Raw genomic sequence first — 19,607 nt, 5'->3', positions numbered from 1 at the left:
AATCACAGCGGCTTTAGATTGCGAATGGTGTGGATGATCGCGTCGGCCAATGTGGTGTCGCCTCCTGCGGGGGCGGCGTCCTTGGCTGCGGTCACGTCCTTGGCCAGAATGCCGATGGTGTTATCGTCGGCATAGCCATCTGCCGCAAACTCGATCGCATCGAAGTTCGAGCCGAGCCATGTTTGGCCGGAGCTATCATGCATCAGTTTCAGCAGCGCATCACGGTCCAGCCCATGTTCCGCCGCCCATGCCAGCGCCGTGCGCGTCGCAGCGGTGGAACTGGCCGCGACGAGGTTGTTGCATACCTTGGCCGTCATGCCCGCGCCGTAATCGCCCATGCGGTGGAACTTCGTGCCCATCACGTCGAGCAGCGGTTGCAGCCGGTCCAGCACAGCGGCGTCACCGCCCAGCATAAAGCTGAGCCGCTGTTCCTGCGCCGCAATCGCCGCGCCTGACATCGGGGCATCGACCAGATCGATATGGGCAGGCACGCGGGCGCGCAGGGATTTCACATAGACCGGCGATAGGGTGGAGCAGATAACCAACGTGTGCAGCGAGGCAATTTTCAGTACGTCGGAGAGGACTAGATCGGTTTCCGCCTGATCGCGCACAACGGTAAAGATCACCTCGCATCCATCCAGACTGTCGCTCATGAACGGATAGGGTTTCGTCAAGACATCATAGCCGACCGTGTCGAATTTCATGGCCAATGCAGCGGCCATTGGTCCGCCCATGCGACCACATCCGGCGACGCCGACCCTCATTTGAAATCCGGTGCGCGCTTTTGCATATTGGCCATCACGGCCTCCATCTGATGCGGTTTGCCGATCAGATCGGCCTGTAGCTGCGATTCCGCCAGTAGAACCTGCTCCACCGGTTGTGTCGCTGCGATTTCGGCCAATGCCTTGGCCGTGCGAATGGCGCTGGGCGATTTGCCGGCAATATCGGTGGCAAGTTCGCGTGCGCGCGCCAGCGGGTCATCCGCGATTTCTGTCACCATGCCCCAGTCCAGCGCCTGTTCCGCCGTGAACACCTCACCGGTATAGGTCAGGCGGCGCATCACATCGGCGCGGATCAGGCGGGGCAGCAGGACCATGCCGCCCATATCGGGGACCAAGCCCCACTTCATCTCCATAATGCTCATACGGGTTTGGGGTGCCGCGATACGGATATCGGCCCCCATCGCGATTTGCAGGCCGCCGCCAAAGCAGGTGTGGTGCAGCGCGCAGATCACCGGCATTGGCAATTCGTGCCAGATCATCGCGACCCGCTGAAACAGGTTCGACCGGCCATGGGTTCGTTCCAGCAACATTTGCGGGTCCGAACCCAGCTTCCCAAAGGTCGCAACATCCAGACCCGCGCAAAAGGCGCGGCCATCGCCCGACAGGACTACGGCGCGCACATCGTCACGGTTCACATCCGCGCCCGCCTGCACGATGCCGTCCAGCATTTCAGGGTCCAGCGCATTCATTTTATCCGCACGGTTCAGGCGGACATGGGCGACGTGGTCTATAATCTCGACTGTGACGCAGGTCATTATCCGGTTCCTTTCGCGCTGCTATCATCGGAATCGACGTACAGGTTCTGCCATGCGCGTTCCATCAGCGGGATTGTCATCTCACGCGGGATGCCCTCGTAATCGCAGATCGATCCCATCTGGCTCATCAAAAACGGGGCGTGATATGCGGCAAAGGGGCCACTGGGGCTGGGATACAGGTTGCGCAGCATATGGGTGATGACTTCCTCACGCGGCTCGAACCCTGCCTTGCGCGACATGATGACGAACATCTTCAGGAAGTCCTGCTGACCTGGCCGGTCGATTTTGATCTTGTAGTAAATCCGCCGCAACGCTGCGCCATCGAACAGTTCGGTGGGCGCAAAGTTGGTGGAGAAGATCACCAGCGTATCAAAGGGAACCGTGAATTTCTGCCCCGATTGCAGGTTTAGAAGGTCATAACGCTGCTCGATCGGAACAATCCAGCGGTTCATCAGCGCCTGCGCGCTTTCACGTTGGCGTCCCAAATCGTCTACGATGAACACGCCGCCCGTCGCCTTTAGCTGCAAAGGGGCCTGATAGGTGCGGCTGATCGGGTTATAGCCCAGATCCAGCATATCCAGCGTTAGTTCCCCGCCTGTAATCACCGAGGGGCGTTTGCACAGCACATAGCGCGGATCAAACGGCGGGCGCGCGCGGATGCCCTGCGGATCGACCTGCGGTCCCTCAACCACCTGATGCACGATGGGGTCAAACAGGCTGATCGTCTGGCCGAAAACGGTCAGTGTATGGGGGATGAACACCGCGTCGCCTAGCGCATCGCGGATCGCCTCGGACAGCACGGATTTGCCGTTGCCGGGGGGGCCGTAAAACAGGATAGAGCGGCCCGAATTCACCGCCGGTCCCAGCTTGTCCAGCATGCCGTCGGGCAGGACGAGGTGGCGCGAGGCGGCCTCCAACCCCGGGCGGCGAATGGCGGCGTCACCGATGCTTTGCCGCTTGCTCTGCGCCTCGAACGCGGACAGGGCGACGGGGAAGATGCCGTAATATTCTGATTGTGCCAGCGCGTCCTGCGCCCGCATCCGGCCTGAATCCGTCAACTGGTAGCGCAGCTCGGATGAGGAGGACGCCCCGCGATTTCCCAATGTCTCAATCAGGTTTTGCGAGCGGGCAATGTCGATCAGCGCGTCGATGATGGTCGGGGTTACGCCACAGATGCGTGACATTTCCGTCGGCATGCTGAGGTTCATCCGGAACATCGTCTTGAGCATCAGGTCCCGCGCGAATGTCTCCTCCAGACCCAGATCCTGCAAACGGACAGGGGCGATCGGGGCCGTGGCAGGCAGGGTCTGGCTCATATCTTAGCCCCCCAATGCCAGCACGAGCAGGTAGTAGATCAGCGATAGTGACAGCGCGACACCATAGGAAAACACGCCCTTGGCCGTCCAGCTGGTCCAGTGCGGTGCCATTTCGCGTGCCATGGTCGAGCGTGCAAAGGCGCGATGGGTCAGCAGGCCCGCCAGCGCCATCACGCCCAGAATACGGATAAAGAAGGTCGCATCAGCCGGTTCCACAAACAGGAACACGACGGTCGCGAATTTCACATCGCCCGCACCCATTTGCCCCAATGCATACAGGCCCAGTCCGATTGCGAACACGATACCGGCGGTCAGCAGACGACCGGGCAGCATATCCAGCGGCAGGGTTAGCGGTGCCACCACCACAAAGATCGCCAGCATTGCGACACTGATCCAGTTGGGAATGCGCATCGCGCTAAGGTCGGTCCACACGGCGATTAGTGCGGGCACGGCAATGGCGCATAGATGTATCAGGGCAATGCTGGATGTCATCGGTTTACAGTACCCTGTAGGGCGGCCAGTTTATCCGCCGCAGCGGAGAAGTGGCGGGGATGCGTTTCGACGGCCAGCTCTAGCAGGCCGCGGGCAATGTCGGAATCATTCTGGCGCAGGGCAACCAGCGCCATGTTGTGGTATAGCTGGGCGCGCTCCTCCTCGTTCAGCGGAACGACGGGCAGGGCATAGATGCCGCGCAGCGCGCGCGAAATGGCGAGGTTGTTTTTGGCGCCGAACCCCTCAGGGTCATAGCGCACCGCGTCGGTAAAGTGGCGGGCCGCACCCTCCAGATCACCACGGGACATTTTGGAAACGCCCCAATTGTTCAGGATCGTGGCGGGCTGCGAGGTCAGGCTGCGGGCCTTGGCGTAATAGGTATCCGCTTCCTCCCACCGCTCGTAATTATCGGACAGCATGGCGTTGAGCTGGTTCCAGCGGTAATCATCCGCGCCATTATTGACCAATGATAGCTGCGCCTCTGCACGCTCCCACTGGTTCAGGCGGATCAACGACTGGGCAAAGGTCATGCGGTCGCCATCCTGCAAGTCACCCTGAACGTCGAGCCGCTCAAAGGCCAGAACCGCCTCGTCATGGCGATCGGCGCGGGATAGGCTGATGGCATAGCCGCGCTGAAAATCCACGCGGTTCGGTTCATCCGCCAGCGAGGATCGGAAAAAATCGACCGCTGCCTCCGGCTCACCGGTGGTGAGCATCAGTTCGGTCAGGTTCACACTGTCGATGGCGTTCAACCTGCTCGGGCTTTCGCCAAAGGGTGTGCCCTGTTCACAGGCGCTGAGGGTCATGAGCCCCACCGTGCCAAGGATCGTGATTTTGCGTATCATTCTGTTTCCCCCTCGCCCGACGGCGTGCCCAGAAGGTATCGCCCAGACCCGTGGCGTACCAGTGTCAATTCGGACAGCAGCAATTCCGGTGCCGGTGTTTCATTTGCCTCGACCTCGTCCATACGGGCGAGGTTTTCACGGGCCGCGATGTTGGTGCCGCTGGACAGGGCAAAGGCGGTTTCGAACGCATTGCGTGCCTTGACCAGATCCACCAAACTTAGGTTCACGACGCCCAGATTGTTCCATGCCTCGACGGAGGCGGGGTTCTTCTCCACCGCGATGTTCAGGAACCGTTTGGCCGTGTGCAATCGGCCCAGCCGCGCATTGACGGTGCCCAGTGCCGCCTCGATCTGCCCCGGCTCGCCGGTTTGGCCCAGTGCAAAGGCGCGTGTATAGGCGCGCAGGGCCAGCTCGAATTGCTGCGCCCGCATCAGCAGGTGCCCCGTCGCCAGCGGATCATCCACGGCGTCGATGTCATACAGGGTCGGGGTTGAATAGCGCGTTTCGGGCAGCGGCTGATCCCCCTGCATCGGGGTACATGCGCCCAGCCCCAGCGCCAGAAGGATCGCAGCCTTACCCGCCAAGGGTATACAGGATGTCATAAACGGACGGGCCAACCAGAATGATCAGCAGCGGTGGAACGGTGAACAGCATCGTTCCCAGCGTCAGTTTCGTGGGCAGGGTGTTTGCCTTTTCCTCGGCCCGCATCACCCGTTTGTCCCGCATTTCCGAGCCATAAACCCGCAGCGCAGACGCAATCGACGTACCAAAGCTGGCCGACTGGATCAGCACGGTAACAAAGCTGGACACGTCGGGCACACCGCAGCGTTCCGCCATGTCGCGCAGAACGGTCACGCGGTCCTTACCGGCGCGGACCTCGTTTGCGACAATCTCGAATTCCTCTGCCAAGGTGGGATAGCCGGCGCGGATTTCCTCGCTTACCCGCAGGATCGCCTGATCCAGCGATTGCCCTGCCTCCACACAGACCAGCATCAGGTCCAGCGCGTCAGGAAAACCAACCGCGATCTCCTCCTGCCGTTCCTGTAGGCGTTTGGTGACCCAATAGTTCGGGCCCATATATCCAACCAGACCGGGCAGGGCGACATACATCATCATCTTCGTCAGGTCGGTATTTTCACCCGCCGTGATCAGATAGACGATCAGGCCCGTTCCCAGTAGGCCAATCCCCAGCGCAACCCGCAGGAAAAAGAACGTCGAAACCGCCGAGCGTGACCGGTAACCGGCGCGCGTTAGTTTCAGCCGGATTTCCGAGAATTCCTTTTGATCCTGCGGTTCCAGATAAGGGGCAAGTGAGGCAAGCCCGCGCGCATCTGAATCGTGGCGCAGTTTCAGGCCGGTTTGTTGTTGAACCACCTCGGGGCGGGTTTGACGGTTTTGGCCGCTATGGCCGCCATCCTCATGCAGCCGGTCCAACCGGTCCGCAGGGCGGCGCAGGGCCAGCGGGGCGGCCAGTGCCACCAGTAACAGGATAAATGCAATCGATGCGTATAGCGGCCCTAGGGGGCCAAAGGCCGCCTCCAGAAACACATAGGCCCCATCCAGTTTGCTAAGCACCGCATCCATTGCCATCAAACCTTGATATTAACCATTGCCCGCATGAACAGGACATTGACCACTAGAAAGACCCCGACGACGATCACCGCCGGGGTGAAATAGGTGCTTTCCTGAACGTCGTCATAGTAATTGGGTTCGACCAACTGAATGATAATGATCGCCAGCAATGGAAAGACGGACAGGAACCAGCCAGACCAGCGTGCCTCGGCCGTGATGGCCTTAACCCGGCGGAACAGTTTGAACCGTGACCGGATCACCGCCGCCAGACCGGCCAGAACCTCGGCCAGGTTACCGCCTGATTGGGACTGGATGCTAACCGCAACGGCGAGAAAGCGTAAATCCTGCACCGAAATCCGCTCGGACATCCGCGCGAGGGATTCCGTGATGTCCATGCCGTAAGTTGCCTCATCCGCGATGATGCCGAATTCGGTGCCCAGCGGATCGGGCATTTCATGGGCCACGATGGAAACGGAGGATGAAAACGGATGTCCCACCCGCAGAGAGCGTACGATCAGCTCAACCGCGTCGGGCAATTGTTCCTCGAACAGCGCCATGCGGGCCTTGGCCTTGTTGTTCAGCCACAGGTAAACGCCGGCAAATCCCATCAGCACCGACAGACCGATACGCAGAACCAGCGCGGCCGTGGAAAACACCGTCAGCAGTACGAAAACCATGATTGCCATCATCGCGATGACCAGCGCCAATCCGCGGGGCGTAAAGGCGATATTTGCCTGCGCTGCCCGTTCATATAGCGGGGCCATGATCGGGATGCCGCTGCTTTTGCGATGCTGGTCCCGTTCGGCGCGCAGGGTTTCCAGCACGTCCTCGGGGTCCTCACCCTTTTCCAGCAGCTCCAGCCGGCGGTTGACCTTGCTTTCCAGTCGGACGGATTTGCCAAAGATCAGCAGATACACGCCCTCAACCATCAGCAGAACGCCGACAAATACCATTGCGTAGATGAGTGGTTCAAACGACATCAGTCAGACTTTACCGGTGTGTAGATGGAGTTCGGTAGTTCGAACCCCCATTGCTTGAATCGATCCGAGAAGACGGAGCGTAGGCCCGTTGCGGTGAAGTGGCCAAGGATTTTATTGTCCTCGTCCAGACCCGTGCGCTTGAATCGGAAAATCTCCTGCATCGACACGATCTCCCCCTCCATCCCCGTCAATTCGGTGATGGACAGCATCCGCCGCGATCCGTCCTGCAAACGGCTGACCTGTACCAAGAGGTTAACCGCCGCCGCGATCTGGGCGCGGCTTGCGCTCATCGGCATTTCAACGCCGGTCATTGCGATCATGTTTTCCAAGCGGCTGACCGCATCACGGGCGGAGTTGGCGTGGATCGTGGTCATCGACCCATCGTGGCCGGTGTTCATGGCCTGCAACATGTCGATAACCTCATCACCACGGGTTTCACCCACGATGATCCGGTCCGGTCGCATCCGCAGCGCGTTGCGCAGCAGGTCGCGCTGCGTCACCTCTCCACGTCCTTCAACGTTGGGAGGGCGGCTTTCCATGCGGCCGATATGAACCTGTTGCAGCTGAAGTTCGGCTGTATCCTCGATCGTCACAATCCGCTCGGAATTGTCGATGAACGAGGACAGCGCGTTCAGTGTCGTTGTCTTACCCGAACCCGTACCACCCGATACGATGATGTTCAGGCGACACGACACAGCGGCCTGCAAATAGGCGGCCATTTCCTCGGTGAAGGCTCCGAAATCGATCAGCTCGTCGATGGACAGCTTTTCCTTGGAGAATTTCCGGATGGATACCAGCGGCCCGTCCACCGCACAGGGCGGCACCAATGCGTTGAAACGCGATCCGTCCTGCAAGCGCGCATCGACATAGGGGTTTGATTCATCGACACGACGACCCACGGCGCTAACGATCTTGTCGATCACGCGCAGCAGGTGCTTTTCGTCCTTAAAGACGGTGTCGGTCAGTTGCAGCTTACCCTTACGCTCAACAAAAACCTGCCGGTGGGAGTTCACCAGAATATCGTTGACCGTTGGGTCCTTGAGCAATGGCTCCAGCGGGCCTAGGCCCGTGACCTCGTCATATAGGTCGTTATTGAGCTGATCGACCTCAATCGCGTTCAGCACGATGCCTTGCTCGCGCAGGCCCTCACGGGTGATGGCGCTGATTTCGCGGCGTAAATCGCCCTCGCTAACCTTGTCCAGCACGGCGAGGTTCAGCGTTTCCAGCAACCGGCGATGCAGCTCCATGCGGATATCAAGCAGACGCGCGCGCCGTTTGGCGTCACGCTCCTTATCCGCGATCTGTGCGGCGGTATCGACCTGTGGTTTGCTGATCGAGGGTGAGGGGGGCGCCGCCGCCGGTTCAGATTTGACCGGTGCGGCCTTTTCCAATGCGGGCGACGCCTTTGGGCGGGCAGAGTTCTGCCCTGGTTTTTGATAGCGCGAAAACATCCCATACCCCCGAAAATGTACACTGGGCCATATGGCCAAGCGTGATCGTTAGATTGCGCCTAGTTTTTGCTTTTCGGCCAGATCAACAAGCGATTTTGCGATCTTGCGCACTTCCTTACGCAGGACATTGCCCGACGCGGTTTCAGCCAGCGGCGCCCCCTGATCAGCGGCGGCGACGACGGCCTTTCCGCCATCGGGAAGCATCACATTATATTCGATGCCAAGGGATTCCGCCATGCGCTTGATCCGGGCCTTGTTTCCACCGAAACCACTGGCGGTACGGTTCATAACATATTGAACCTTTTCCAGCGGTAAATCCTCGGATTTCAGGGCGCGCAGGAACCGCAACATGTTCTGGGCGCAGCGCATGTCCAATTCCATAACGGCGAAATAGGTCTCGGCCATTTCCAGAACAACGCTGGTCCAGTTCACCAGAACCGATGGCATGTCCACGATGACAAAATCATAGGACGATGCGGCCACGTCCAGAATAAAGCGGATATCGTCATTATCCGCGATATCAAACGGCACGGTGTCCGGCGGCGCAGTCAGCACCGACAGCTTTTTGCCATAGGTGGTCATCGCGTCGAGGACCGCCGCCTTGTCCCGCCCCTGCGGATCGGCCAGCAATTGCATGGTCGCATCGCGGCGGGCCAGATCGAGATAGGTCGCAATCGATCCGAATTGCAGGTTCAGGTCGATAATACAGACCTTGCGATCCACCTTGCGCGGGGCCTGTGCCATTTCCCAAGCCAGATTGATGGCCATCGTGCTGGCACCCACGCCACCTGCGATACCGTGCACCGGCAGGATCATGCCGCGCCGTGCGGTGCCCATCGTTGCCGCAGCCTGTACAGGCGCGCTGCGCATTTTTGCGAGGCTTTCGGACAGAACGCCCTCGGGCAGGGGGTATGGCGTGAATTCATCCGCACCACGGCGCACCAATTGGTGGATGGCCGTCGGGGTCAGTTCCTCAACCACCAGCAATACGTTCAGGCCGCGCGCCTTGGCGGTGGAGATGACGATCTCGAACGGGTCCAGATCGGCCTCATCCTGACGCTGCACGGCCAGAATGACACATTCGGCCAGTTCCAGATCCAGTGCGGCAATGCGCGCAACGGCATCATCCAGCCCACAGCCCTGCCATGTACCTGTATATTCACCGTCGAGATCCTCGATCAGCAAATCGAATTGATCCATTTCGCGAGCCACAGCAAGGGCTTCGACCTTTGCCGGCTGTTTCCTGAGTAGCGCCATGACTGGGCAATTTCCGCCTTTAGTTGCTGAGGTCCTCAGCCACGATTGTGGCGAGTATCTCAGGAATCTCGAATTCAACCGATGTATCAAACATGCGCAAAATCATTGGCATAGATTGTGGACTAACGGCTAGCACGATGAGCGGCACATATGTTTGGCCTGCATTGCCCAAGGATACATCCTCGTAGGCAATAGCAAAATCTTCAAGTTCAAGACTATAGGCAAACCGATCAACTTCATCGTAAATCAGCTTGAATCTCGTGAAATCACAGTCGCTATCAGGGATCGTTTCGTCATCTCGCAGTGCAAATGCGGACCCGTTGCAAACGCTGGTTGCGATCGTCTCACATGCGCCCAGATAGCAGGCATCACCAACGCTGGCCCCTGATGTTGGTGTGCGGTTAATGACCCGTGTGCCCAATCCGGTTTGTACCGTTAGCGAGGTTGAAACCGGTGGCGTAACTGCGGCCAGACGTGCGGCCATTTCCAGGCCCTTTTGCGCGCTCAACGCCCAGTGATATGCAATAGAAACCTGCACAATCAATAGGATAAGCAGCATCAACGGTGTAAAGACGATTACATATTCCAGCGATGCGGCCCCACGCTCATTCGAAATGAAGCGGCCAATCATTTGGCGAATCCGAGCGCGCATCATTGTGTTCTCGGCCAATTTTCGGTGGCAGTCATCCAGATGCCCTCAGCGAAACTGCGCTCCTCCAGATCGGTATAGGAGTAGACCGCATTGCCGTTTTCGGTTGTGAATTCGGCATCATTTTCGCGCATTCCAATAAACTTAACGAAGGCGAAATCGGCAAAGGCCTTGATGGTGATTTGCGTCGATGTTGACGTTGCGACAATTGAGATGGAGTCGACCACAGGCGCGCCTGAGCTATCCGTCGCAATCTCGCCCGAGCCATTGGTGTAAAAGCCGGTGCAGCCCAGCGAATCCATTCCGTCCTGTTCGCTATCGAACAACGTAATCGCATCGCCCATACGGGTTTCGATGATGCCACGCGCTGTGCACAGGAATGTATCCGGCACCGTGGTGCCAGTCGGGTCCAGCGGTGCCCTGCTGATGAAACGCGCAGCATCTCGTGCCGCAACGTCCAGCGAGTTCCGCGTCTGCATTGCTTGCCCGTATTGTTCCGCAAAGCCGAGCGCAGCCAATAGAATTGGCAACGTTACGACAAATTCGACAGTGATCGCCCCCCGCGTATCACTAACGAAGCTGCGGATACGGGATAAGGAGTTACGCCCCACGCGCATGTCCGATCCGATCCAAAGTGCCCCACGCAAGGACAGTATCACGAAGCACGCAATTGTAAATAATTCTGCGCAGGCGCGGGGATATTAACCGATTATTCAGAAGTGGTCGCGCCGGCGTCCAGCGTGTAGACGGGCCGCTCAACATAGGTGTCATAGATGATGTTCGCGCGCTGGCCATCAAACTCACCACCGGCCAGCTCGATTGCGATGCCGGCAACACGTGTAACAGCCCGACGGTTCAAAAGCTCACGCTCGGTCGAGTCGACCACTGGCATTTGCTCACCAAAGGTGGATGTCGCATCCAGACGTTCACGACGAATGCCGCGCGCGACCAGAAAGTTCACCGCCGATTCAGCGCGGCGCAAACCCAGTTGCAGGTTGTAGTTTTCACCGCCAACCAGATCGGTATGCCCCTCAACACGCAAACGCGCCTGCGGTGTGCGACGCAGCCATGATGCCTGCTGCTCCAGCGTGATTTGCGCCTGCGAGGTCAACGTGGCGCTGTTGAACTCGAAATTGATCGTGTCATCGACCTGTGAAACGAACCGCGAGGACAGCTCCTCAAAGCTGGGTCCAGCAACGGCATAGCCGACCTGAACTGCGTTGTTCGCGTTAACTGCGGTGCCGAAACCGGGTAAAACATTCTGGGTATCGCGGCTATTACATGCCGTCAGCGCAATCGCAGCCGCGCTAAGTAGTGCAAGCTTACTCCAGGACATAGCCGTACTCCCCCTCGAAATCTTGCGCGGCGATGGCATCACTTTGTCCAATCGTTTGACCCAAGAGGAACAATTCACGCTCATTCGGAATGCGCACACGGTCGGTTGGCAGGGATAGCAACTCACCATCAGTGGGCGAAACCAGATAGGGAGTGATTAGGATAACCAGTTCGGTTTGAGAGCGACTGTACTCCGTGGACCGGAACAGGGCGCCTAGCACCGGCAGGTCACCTAAAAACGGGATCTTAGATATCTCGTCGCTGAAATCATCCTGTAGCAAGCCCGCGATTGCAAAGCTTTGCCCGTCGCGCATCTCCACTGTGGTTTGTGTACTGCGTGAAATCAAACCATTGACCGAAATGCCGTTTGCACCAGTGACAGTTAAGCTGCTGTTGATTGAGCTAACTGTTGCCAGGAGTTGAAGATTAATTAAGTCATCATCAACAACTGTAGGTGTGAAGGCAAGTTGAATGCCAAATGGCTTGTACTCAACCGAAATAGCGCCGTCTTCTCCGGTGACGGGAACTGGATATTCACCGCCAGCTAGAAATTCAGCGCCTTCACCTGACAGTGCAACCAAATTGGGCTCAGCTAGCGTACGCAGTAAGCCTTCGGTCTCCAGCGCGTCGATAGCAATTTCGATGCCGATATCACCAAGCTGGAAAAGTGCCCCAAGCTGACCTGTTGTGGAGGCACCAATCGAGAGAGTGTCCGTGCCCGGCAAAGGTGCAGCAGCCGTTGCGCTACCGAACGTTCCTGTAAAGTGCCCGTCCTGATCTGTGATGCCGAGGCCGAGACCAAGGTTTTGGGATACGGATCTGGCCACCTCGGCAAAGCGAACCTTCAGCATCACCTGCTGCGATCCGCCTACGGTCATCAGGTTCGTGACGTTTTCGGGCGCATATTGCTCGGCCAGTTCCAATGCTTGGCTGACCTTACGTGCGCCAGAAACGCGGCCTGACAAGACAATACCGGCACCGGCGGTGCGAACTTCGATATTCTCACCGGGCAGAATGTCTGACAGTCGTTCCTTGAATTCTGCCAAATCCGGTGTCACGCGGATTTCGACATTGGCAACCAGCTCATTATTCAAACCGATCAGGGTTAACGTTGTCCGCCCCGGCGCGCGGCCCAGAACATACAAGCTTTGATCGCTGAGCACGGCCACATCTGCAATCCGCGGATTGGCGAGGCTCAGCTCACTAATTCCAACGCTGGATTGCAGCACACTGGCCTGATCGACTGTTACGGAAATCGCCTGCGCAATCGCGCCGCGTTGAACGGTAAGAATGGGCTCCTGCTGCGCGGTGGCGGTAGTCGCCATCAACGCAGAGCTCCCAGCGAGCACGCCTGCTCGAATCAGCTTTCTCAAGCACATGTTGCCGAAATCTCCTGACCCACAACCTCTGGTATCGCGCCATCTGACGGGCGCGCTTTCACGTGATCGTGCCTGAATTCGGAAAAAAGGCAAGAATCAAGGGGTTGTAAGCTGTGTTTACTATGGGATTTCAGCAACAGAAACACGCGTTAAGGTTGCTGAAACCATCCCGTTTCGCTCGGAAAACCCAACTATTGTAAGTATTTATCGGATTTTCGCCATTCAGGGCCGTATAGGGCGTAGCTTAGTCCGCGTTTACCGTCGAAACGTCAGATCCACGCCGAATTGTGATCGTGCGACGGGGGGCGATAACCTCGGGAATGATTTCCTCAGCTATCACAGGCTCGGGCGCGACATAGCCAACAACGTCGTCGAGGTTCACCTCAACATCACCAGTTTCAGCCACATCCCCGATGCCGCGCAGCGACAGAGACAGCGCACCGGAGGTCTGTGCCTGCGCCAACAACGCCGCCTGCTGTGGAGTGGCGCGAACAGTAATGGTGCGCGCAACAACAGGCCTATTACGGTCTTGATCCGAGATTTGATCCACCGCGATAAGTTGCATGTTTTCCATGATCAGGCGGGTCACAGCCTCACCCCGAAAACGGCCGGACCAGAACACGTCTACGCGATCCGAAGGTGTCAGAAAACCGGATACGCCAGACGCCACATCGACGCGAATGGTGAAAGCGCGAAAGCCCTCACCCAGACGGGCGGCCATGCCAACATCTTGACCAAAGCCTGAAATTTTACTGCGAGTGATCGGCTCACCCATCTCGATGTTGCGCAATACGTTTAGTGTGTCGCTATTAGTGTCGAAAAGCGCTTCCTCTGTCAAGAACCAGTTTTCACCAACGATATCAACAACACGTGTGGGAAAATCCACAAATAAGACGTGGTTTGTCGTGATCTCTGAACCATAGGCTAGATTTCGCCGCGCAACAGCAACGGAAACATATGAGTTTTGCTGCGATTCTAGTTCGAGTGTATGCGCCAAACGAACCTCATAGGCATCAAAGCGACTTTTGGCTGTGTATACAGCGAACCCGCCCAGCCCTAGGCCGACAACGAGGAATATTAGAAACAGAAATCGCATAATGCCCCCTGGATATGTGCGATATTATGTCTTCTCTGGTTGTGTATCCCAGCCAGTTTCAAGTTTTTAGTCTAGGTCAGGGATCGAGCTTTCGCCAGTGCGATCAACAACCGCTGTTCCGATTGCGTTCGAAACGACCTCAGTACTGTTTTCGATGCTAGGATCAATCAGAACCAGAACGCCCAATCCTAATGCCACAACCGCACCACTTAACACGACCCAATCCACTGTAACTGCGCCATTTTCACTGGCGACGAACCTGTGAAAGCTGATTTTTGATCGCATCATGTCGGATCCTGCAAATATGTATCTTCCATACGATAGGTATAAAAAATGCCGCTCGCACGATTGCGAACGGCATCCGTAACTTAACCTATACTAGGATAGGATTCAGCCCCCGAGGTCTTGGTCGGTGCCGATAGCTGTCGAGCTGACTGCGCTTTCGAGCTGCGAGCCAACGTTGGAAGCAGCAGTGCCCAGACCGGACTCAACGGTAGCAACAACGCCGATTGCCAGTGCAACGACTGCGCCTGCCAGAACAACCCAGTCAACTGTTACTGCGCCGGATTCGTCGTTAGCGAACTTGCTGAAGAATTTAGTCATAGTAATCCCCTCCAAGAGATTTGTTTCCGTTATCGCTTGCCGTAGTGAGCTGAACCGCGATTGCCTATAATATGAAACGCATTTGTGGCCTGAATTTGTCCGACGAAAATATGCGAAAACACAATCATAGGTGGAAATCGGACGCCAATTGCGGCGGAAATGTGGCGGGAATCCGCGACTGCGTCACAATCATGTCGGGTGCGATTCCAATTGGAGCCAAAATAAGACAAGCTGCCCTAAATGTGAATGGCATGGGGGCGCAGATCGCGCTGAAACACGGATGATTCTACGAATCGCATTTGCGGTGATTCTGGTTGCGCTATCGGGGTTTCCGGCTGTCACGCCAGTTGCAGCCCAGAGCAATAGCCTGTTTCGCTCGGTTCCGGGGGAATTGGCGCGACGGCCCCGTGGTGGGGTGATCGATCTGTTCGACCAACAAACCACCAGCATTGCGCGCCAGCCTGTATCGGACCTTGATGCCTGGTTCTGGCGCGGGGTTGCGCCTGAGCGGGATGCCGCAGCACCCCGACGGATGTTGGCTGCGGCGGAGCTGGCTGTAACAGGCCCGTATCAGGTGCCGTCGCGGGCGCGGTTTCTGGCGCTGTTTGCTGAATATGGCGACGATCTTCAGGACGCGGCGGCGGCGCATGGATTGTCGCTGCCCTTTTTGATGTCGCTGGTAATGGTGGAATCCGGTGGTGCGCCGGATGCAGTCAGTTCCGCCGGCGCTGTTGGCCTGATGCAGTTGATGCCTGCCACGGCGGAATTGATGCAAGTCGCGGATGCGACGGACCCGCGTGACAATGTGATGGGTGGCGCACGCTATCTGTCGCAGATGTTGGTGCAGCATGATGGTGACGCGGTGTTGGCGCTGGCGGCGTATAATGCCGGGCCGGGGGCGGTTGCGCGGGCGGGTGGTGTGCCACGCTTTGCTGAGACCCGTGCCTATGTGCCCAAGATCTTAGCCGCGTGGCATGTCGCAAGGGATATTTGCGAGACCCCGCCGATCAGTCCGACGGGGCCTTGCGAGGTTATGTATTAGGCAACCAAGGTTGCCTCGGTCGCGGCCTCGATCTCGGCCATGGTGACGCCATCAGCGATTTCGACAACCTTCAGGCCGCCCTCAACCACGTCAAACACGCCCAGACCGGTGATGATCCGGTCCACAACGCCCTTACCTGTCAGAGGCAGGGTGCATTCCTTGAGCAGCTTGCTCTCACCCTTTTTATTGGCGTGGTCCATGATGACGATGACGCGGCCAACGCCGGCCACCAGATCCATCGCGCCGCCCATGCCCTTGACCAGCTTGCCCGGAATCATCCAGTTCGCCAGATCGCCGTTTTCGGCCACTTCCATGGCGCCCAGAACCGCAGCTGCGATTTTGCCGCCACGGATCATGGCAAAGCTTTGCGCGCTGTCGAAATAGGAGGTGCGGTCCAGCTCGGTGATGGTTTGCTTGCCCGCATTGATCAGGTCGGCATCTTCCTCACCCTCGAACGGAAAGGGGCCCATGCCCAGCATGCCGTTTTCGGATTGCAGGGTGATGTCCTTATCCCCGACATAGTTCGCCACCAGCGTCGGAATCCCGATGCCGAGGTTCACATACATGCCGTCTTCTAGTTCCTGCGCGGCCCGTTCGGCCATCTGATTACGATCCCAGGGCATTATGCTTCCTCCCGCTTGCGCACGGTGCGCTGTTCAATCCGCTTCTCGTGCTGGCCTTGGACCAGACGGTGCACATAAATGCCGGGCAAGTGGATTTCGTCGGGGTTCAGGCTGCCGCGTGGGACGATTTCCTCAACCTCTGCGATGCAGATTTTGCCGCAGGTTGCTGCGGGCGGGTTAAAGTTGCGCGACGTTTTGCGGAACACCAGATTGCCGGTGTCGTCAGCCTTCCACGCCTTTACGATGCTCAGATCGGCGACGATCCCGCGCTCAAGGATATAATCCTGACCGTCGAAATTCTTCACCTCTTTGCCTTCGGCAATCACGGTGCCAACGCCGGTCTTGGTGTAGAATCCGGGAATGCCGGCACCGCCAGCGCGCATCCGCTCGGCCAAGGTGCCCTGCGGATTGAATTCCAGCTCCAGCTCACCGGCCAGATATTGGCGCATGAATTCAGCGTTTTCGCCCACATAGGACGAGATCATCTTCTTGACCTGCCGCGTTTCCAGCAGCACGCCAAGGCCGAAGCCGTCCACGCCTGCATTATTGGATGCGACCGTCAAGTCCTTTGTTCCGGCGTCGCGAATTGCCGCGATCAGGTTCTCCGGAATGCCGCATAGGCCAAACCCGCCCGCTGCGATCTGCATTCCGTCGAACAGGACACCTTCTAGTGCCTCCGCCGCAGAACCGTAAACCTTCTTTACCATTGCGTCACCTCCCCGTGCTGCATTTGCGAATTAGTGCCGTGCAAGGCAGGGCCAAGTCAAGCCGGACAACTTCGCACTTGCCACCTGCACGTGGGCTATTAATGTTAAAAACATCGGGTCGGCGATGGCGTCGCCAGTGCAAATTGCAGACCTGAAACCCATCCTGAACGCCGGGATCTTGCTTTGCTGCGTCGCAGTGGGGGAGGTTTTCCCGCTGCTTCGTGCGCCGCATTGCGGAACGAAGGAGCCATTATGGATCGTCCACAACATTACCGCTTTCATCAGGGGGCCAAGGTGCTGCCCTTTGCCGATGCTGAATATCAGGCGCGCTTGACCAAATTGCGTGCCAGCATGGCCGCGCAGGGCGTTGATGCCTGCGTTTTCACCTCAATGCACAATGTCGCCTATTATTCGGGGTTCCTGTACTGCGCATTCGGGCGGCCCTATGCGCTGGTCGTAACGGCGACGGACAGTGTGACCTTTAGCGCGGGCATTGATGCCGCGCAGCCATGGCGGCGATCGCACGCGGATAACATCACCTATACCGACTGGCAGCGGAATAACTATTGGCGCGCAATCCTGTCGGTGACGGGCCCGAACAAGGTTATCGGCTATGAGGGCGATCATATCAGCTTGGCGCAAAAGGCACTGTTGGATGAATTTTTGACGCCCAATGCAACGACCGACATCGCCCCTGCCACCATGCAGCAGCGCATGCATAAATCCCCCGCCGAAATCGACCTGATCCGCGCCGGTGCGCAGGTGGCTGATGTTGGCGGCTACGCGATCCGCGATGCGGTTGCCGTTGGCGCGCGCGAAATCGACGTGGCCATGGCAGGGCGTGACGCGATGGAGCTGGAAATCGCCAAGCGGTTCCCCGATGCCGAATACCGCGATACATGGGTGTGGTTCCAATCCGGCCTGAACACCGATGGGGCGCATAACCCCGTGACCAGTCGGCAATTGCAGCGGGGGGATATCCTCAGCCTGAACACCTTCCCGATGATCTCAGGCTATTATACCGCACTGGAGCGCACGATGTTCGTGGGTGAGGTGGATCCCGCCAGCCTGAAAATCTGGCAGGCCAACGTCGCCGCCCATGAATACGGGATCAGCCTGCTGCAACCGGGGGCGAGTTGTGCCGAGGTCACGGCCAAGATCAACGACTTCTTTGCCGAGCGCGACCTGCTGCAATACCGCAGCTTCGGCTACGGGCATTCGTTCGGCGTGTTGTCCCACTATTACGGGCGCGAGGCCGGGCTGGAACTGCGCGAGGATATCGACACTGTGCTGGAACCGGGGATGGTCATCTCGATGGAGCCGATGTTGACGATCCCCGACGGTCAGGCGGGCGGCGGTGGCTACCGCGAGCATGATATTCTGGTCATCAATGCGGATGGAAACGAGAATATCACCGGCTACCCCTATGGGCCGGATTTCAACGTGGTTGGCTAAATTAACTGCCTGCGCGGACTTCTCGCACCCATGCGACGATATCCGCGCGGGCCTGCGCATCCATCTGGATCGCGTTGGGGGGCGGCATGGCGGCGCTAACACCGGCATGCATGTAAATCTGGCTGGCATGGCGCGCGACATCGCCCTCCGTCTCCAGATAGACACCGCGCGGCGCCCAGCGAATGCCGGGCCACGATGGCTCGCGCGAATGGCACATGGAACAATTGCCCGCGACGGCGATATAGGCATCCTCGAACCCGTCCGCAGCGGCATAGCGTTGCTCATAGGGCGTCAGATCACGGGCCTGCGCGTCCTCCCACGTTTCGCCCGTACCGGCGGAGGACAGCCACGCGATGACCAGCATCAGGATCACCGTGACCAGCCACGTCCAGTTCGGCCCCTTGCCCGTGGAATGCATCGTGTTGAAATAATGCCGGATCGTCACGCCAGTCAGGAAGATAAGGCTGGCAATGATCCACGCATATTCCGTGGCAAAGGCCAGCGGATAATGGTTCGACAGCATCAGGAACACGACCGGCAGCGTCAGGTAGTTGTTATGGGTGGAGCGCAGCTTGGCAATCTTGCCGTATTTCGCATCGGGCGTGCGCCCTGCCTTTAGATCGGCCACAACAATGCGCTGGTTCGGCATGATCTGGAAAAACACGTTGGCGGTCATGATCGTGGCGGTAAACGCGCCCAGATGCAGCAGCGCGGCGCGACCGGTGAAAATCTGGTTATAGCCCCACGCCATCACCACCAGAATGACGAACAACAACAGCATCAGCAGGGTCGGCTGCTCGCCCAGCTTGGACTTGCACATATAATCATAGGCCAGCCAGCCGATGATCAGCGATCCGGCGGAGATGATAATCCCCTGCCACAGCGCCAGATCCGCCTTGGTCGGGTCCAGCAGGAACAGCTCACCCCCAACCCAGTACACGATCATCAGCAGGGCCGCGCCGGAAACCCACGTGATATAGCTCTGCCATTTGTGCCAGATCAGATGCTCGGGCATGTTTTCGGGGGCCACCAGATATTTCTGGATGTGGTAAAATCCGCCGCCATGAACCTGCCATTCCTCACCATGAACACCGGTGGGCATATTGGAGGCCTTACGCAGGCCCAGATCCAGCGCGATAAAGAAAAACGACGCACCGATCCACGCCATGGCGGTGATGACGTGCAACCAACGGACGGAAAACGCGATCCAGTCCCACATGACGGCCATATCATACATGGCAAACTCCCAAATTCGATTTCGTGGCACA

Annotated in this window: 22 protein-coding genes; 2 read left to right on the top strand and 20 right to left on the bottom strand. The window is 58.1% G+C overall.

Going from position 1 to position 19,607, the window contains the following annotated elements:
• Positions 1 to 2: 2 nt before the first annotated feature.
• The 17 genes from CR254_RS12805 to CR254_RS12725 all read right to left on the bottom strand — a co-directional run bounded on the left by CR254_RS12805 (position 3) and on the right by CR254_RS12725 (position 14,512).
• The gene (locus CR254_RS12805) at positions 3 to 764 is read right to left on the bottom strand and encodes an NAD(P)-dependent oxidoreductase (protein ID WP_097930590.1); all 762 of its coding nucleotides are present in this window, start codon (positions 762 to 764) and stop codon (positions 3 to 5) included.
• Positions 761 to 1,537 (bottom strand): crotonase/enoyl-CoA hydratase family protein, encoded by a 777-nt coding sequence (locus CR254_RS12800; protein WP_097930588.1) that lies wholly within the window; start codon positions 1,535 to 1,537, stop codon positions 761 to 763. The genes CR254_RS12805 and CR254_RS12800 overlap by 4 nt, the downstream gene beginning before the upstream one ends.
• Complete coding sequence (locus CR254_RS12795; RefSeq protein WP_097930586.1) at positions 1,537 to 2,853, bottom strand: DUF8689 domain-containing protein; 1,317 nt, start codon at positions 2,851 to 2,853, stop codon at positions 1,537 to 1,539. The genes CR254_RS12800 and CR254_RS12795 overlap by 1 nt, the downstream gene beginning before the upstream one ends.
• 3 nt (positions 2,854 to 2,856) lie before the next feature.
• Positions 2,857 to 3,345 (bottom strand): A24 family peptidase, encoded by a 489-nt coding sequence (locus CR254_RS12790; protein WP_097930584.1) that lies wholly within the window; start codon positions 3,343 to 3,345, stop codon positions 2,857 to 2,859.
• Positions 3,342 to 4,190 carry a tetratricopeptide repeat protein gene (locus CR254_RS12785; RefSeq protein ID WP_097930582.1) on the bottom strand — a complete coding sequence of 283 codons (849 nt, stop codon included), beginning with the start codon at positions 4,188 to 4,190 and terminating at the stop codon, positions 3,342 to 3,344. Before CR254_RS12785 ends, CR254_RS12790 begins: the two co-directional genes overlap by 4 nt.
• Positions 4,187 to 4,792 (bottom strand): tetratricopeptide repeat protein, encoded by a 606-nt coding sequence (locus tag CR254_RS12780; protein ID WP_145996746.1) that lies wholly within the window; start codon positions 4,790 to 4,792, stop codon positions 4,187 to 4,189. Before CR254_RS12780 ends, CR254_RS12785 begins: the two co-directional genes overlap by 4 nt.
• The gene (locus CR254_RS12775) at positions 4,764 to 5,774 is read right to left on the bottom strand and encodes a type II secretion system F family protein (protein ID WP_097930819.1); all 1,011 of its coding nucleotides are present in this window, start codon (positions 5,772 to 5,774) and stop codon (positions 4,764 to 4,766) included. Before CR254_RS12775 ends, CR254_RS12780 begins: the two co-directional genes overlap by 29 nt.
• Before the next feature lie 5 nt (positions 5,775 to 5,779).
• Positions 5,780 to 6,742, bottom strand: a complete 963-nt coding sequence (locus CR254_RS12770) for a type II secretion system F family protein (protein ID WP_097930578.1) — start codon at positions 6,740 to 6,742, stop codon at positions 5,780 to 5,782.
• Positions 6,742 to 8,193 (bottom strand): TadA family conjugal transfer-associated ATPase, encoded by a 1,452-nt coding sequence (locus tag CR254_RS12765; RefSeq protein ID WP_097930576.1) that lies wholly within the window; start codon positions 8,191 to 8,193, stop codon positions 6,742 to 6,744. The genes CR254_RS12770 and CR254_RS12765 overlap by 1 nt, the downstream gene beginning before the upstream one ends.
• A 48-nt stretch (positions 8,194 to 8,241) precedes the next feature.
• On the bottom strand, positions 8,242 to 9,393 hold the full coding sequence (locus tag CR254_RS12760; RefSeq protein WP_219618010.1) for a CpaE/TadZ family protein: 1,152 nt from the start codon (positions 9,391 to 9,393) through the stop codon (positions 8,242 to 8,244).
• A gap of 76 nt (positions 9,394 to 9,469) precedes the next feature.
• Positions 9,470 to 10,081: a TadE/TadG family type IV pilus assembly protein gene (locus CR254_RS12755; protein ID WP_180955988.1), complete on the bottom strand. Its 612-nt coding sequence runs from the start codon at positions 10,079 to 10,081 to the stop codon at positions 9,470 to 9,472.
• 20 nt (positions 10,082 to 10,101) lie between these two features.
• Complete coding sequence (locus CR254_RS12750) at positions 10,102 to 10,716, bottom strand: TadE/TadG family type IV pilus assembly protein (RefSeq protein ID WP_097930571.1); 615 nt, start codon at positions 10,714 to 10,716, stop codon at positions 10,102 to 10,104.
• Between the two features lie 92 nt (positions 10,717 to 10,808).
• The gene (locus tag CR254_RS12745; RefSeq protein ID WP_180955987.1) at positions 10,809 to 11,435 is read right to left on the bottom strand and encodes an OmpA family protein; all 627 of its coding nucleotides are present in this window, start codon (positions 11,433 to 11,435) and stop codon (positions 10,809 to 10,811) included.
• Positions 11,422 to 12,813: a type II and III secretion system protein family protein gene (locus CR254_RS12740; protein WP_097930567.1), complete on the bottom strand. Its 1,392-nt coding sequence runs from the start codon at positions 12,811 to 12,813 to the stop codon at positions 11,422 to 11,424. Before CR254_RS12740 ends, CR254_RS12745 begins: the two co-directional genes overlap by 14 nt.
• A gap of 244 nt (positions 12,814 to 13,057) precedes the next feature.
• Positions 13,058 to 13,909: a Flp pilus assembly protein CpaB gene (gene cpaB, locus CR254_RS12735; protein WP_097930565.1), complete on the bottom strand. Its 852-nt coding sequence runs from the start codon at positions 13,907 to 13,909 to the stop codon at positions 13,058 to 13,060.
• Positions 13,910 to 13,975: 66 nt separating this feature from the next.
• On the bottom strand, positions 13,976 to 14,197 hold the full coding sequence (locus tag CR254_RS12730; protein ID WP_097930564.1) for a hypothetical protein: 222 nt from the start codon (positions 14,195 to 14,197) through the stop codon (positions 13,976 to 13,978).
• Between the two features lie 102 nt (positions 14,198 to 14,299).
• Positions 14,300 to 14,512 carry a Flp family type IVb pilin gene (locus tag CR254_RS12725; protein ID WP_097930562.1) on the bottom strand — a complete coding sequence of 71 codons (213 nt, stop codon included), beginning with the start codon at positions 14,510 to 14,512 and terminating at the stop codon, positions 14,300 to 14,302.
• A 280-nt stretch (positions 14,513 to 14,792) separates the two neighbouring features.
• Between CR254_RS12725 and CR254_RS12720 the strand changes: the two genes are divergently transcribed.
• Positions 14,793 to 15,554: a lytic transglycosylase domain-containing protein gene (locus tag CR254_RS12720; RefSeq protein WP_097930560.1), complete on the top strand. Its 762-nt coding sequence runs from the start codon at positions 14,793 to 14,795 to the stop codon at positions 15,552 to 15,554.
• Here CR254_RS12720 and CR254_RS12715 read toward each other — a convergent pair.
• A complete protein-coding gene (locus CR254_RS12715) occupies positions 15,551 to 16,177 on the bottom strand; it encodes a 3-oxoacid CoA-transferase subunit B (protein ID WP_097930558.1) in 627 nt (208 codons plus the stop codon). The two genes, CR254_RS12720 and CR254_RS12715, sit on opposite strands and share 4 nt — an antisense overlap.
• Complete coding sequence (locus CR254_RS12710; protein WP_097930556.1) at positions 16,177 to 16,884, bottom strand: CoA transferase subunit A; 708 nt, start codon at positions 16,882 to 16,884, stop codon at positions 16,177 to 16,179. Before CR254_RS12710 ends, CR254_RS12715 begins: the two co-directional genes overlap by 1 nt.
• A gap of 252 nt (positions 16,885 to 17,136) precedes the next feature.
• Between CR254_RS12710 and CR254_RS12705 the strand changes: the two genes are divergently transcribed.
• On the top strand, positions 17,137 to 18,339 hold the full coding sequence (locus CR254_RS12705) for an aminopeptidase P family protein (protein WP_097930554.1): 1,203 nt from the start codon (positions 17,137 to 17,139) through the stop codon (positions 18,337 to 18,339).
• Between the two features lies 1 nt (position 18,340).
• On the opposite strand, the gene CR254_RS12700 is transcribed toward CR254_RS12705, so the two are convergent.
• Positions 18,341 to 19,576, bottom strand: coding sequence for a urate hydroxylase PuuD (locus CR254_RS12700; RefSeq protein ID WP_097930552.1), 1,236 nt, complete (start codon positions 19,574 to 19,576; stop codon positions 18,341 to 18,343).
• Between the last annotated feature and the right edge of the window lie 31 nt (positions 19,577 to 19,607).

It is taken from the genome of Pontivivens marinum (assembly GCF_900231835.1).
Taxonomy (GTDB): Bacteria; Pseudomonadota; Alphaproteobacteria; order Rhodobacterales; family Rhodobacteraceae; genus Pontivivens; species Pontivivens marinum.
Note: the sequence above shows the minus strand (reverse complement) of the source record. Positions and strands in the feature narration are given on the sequence as shown.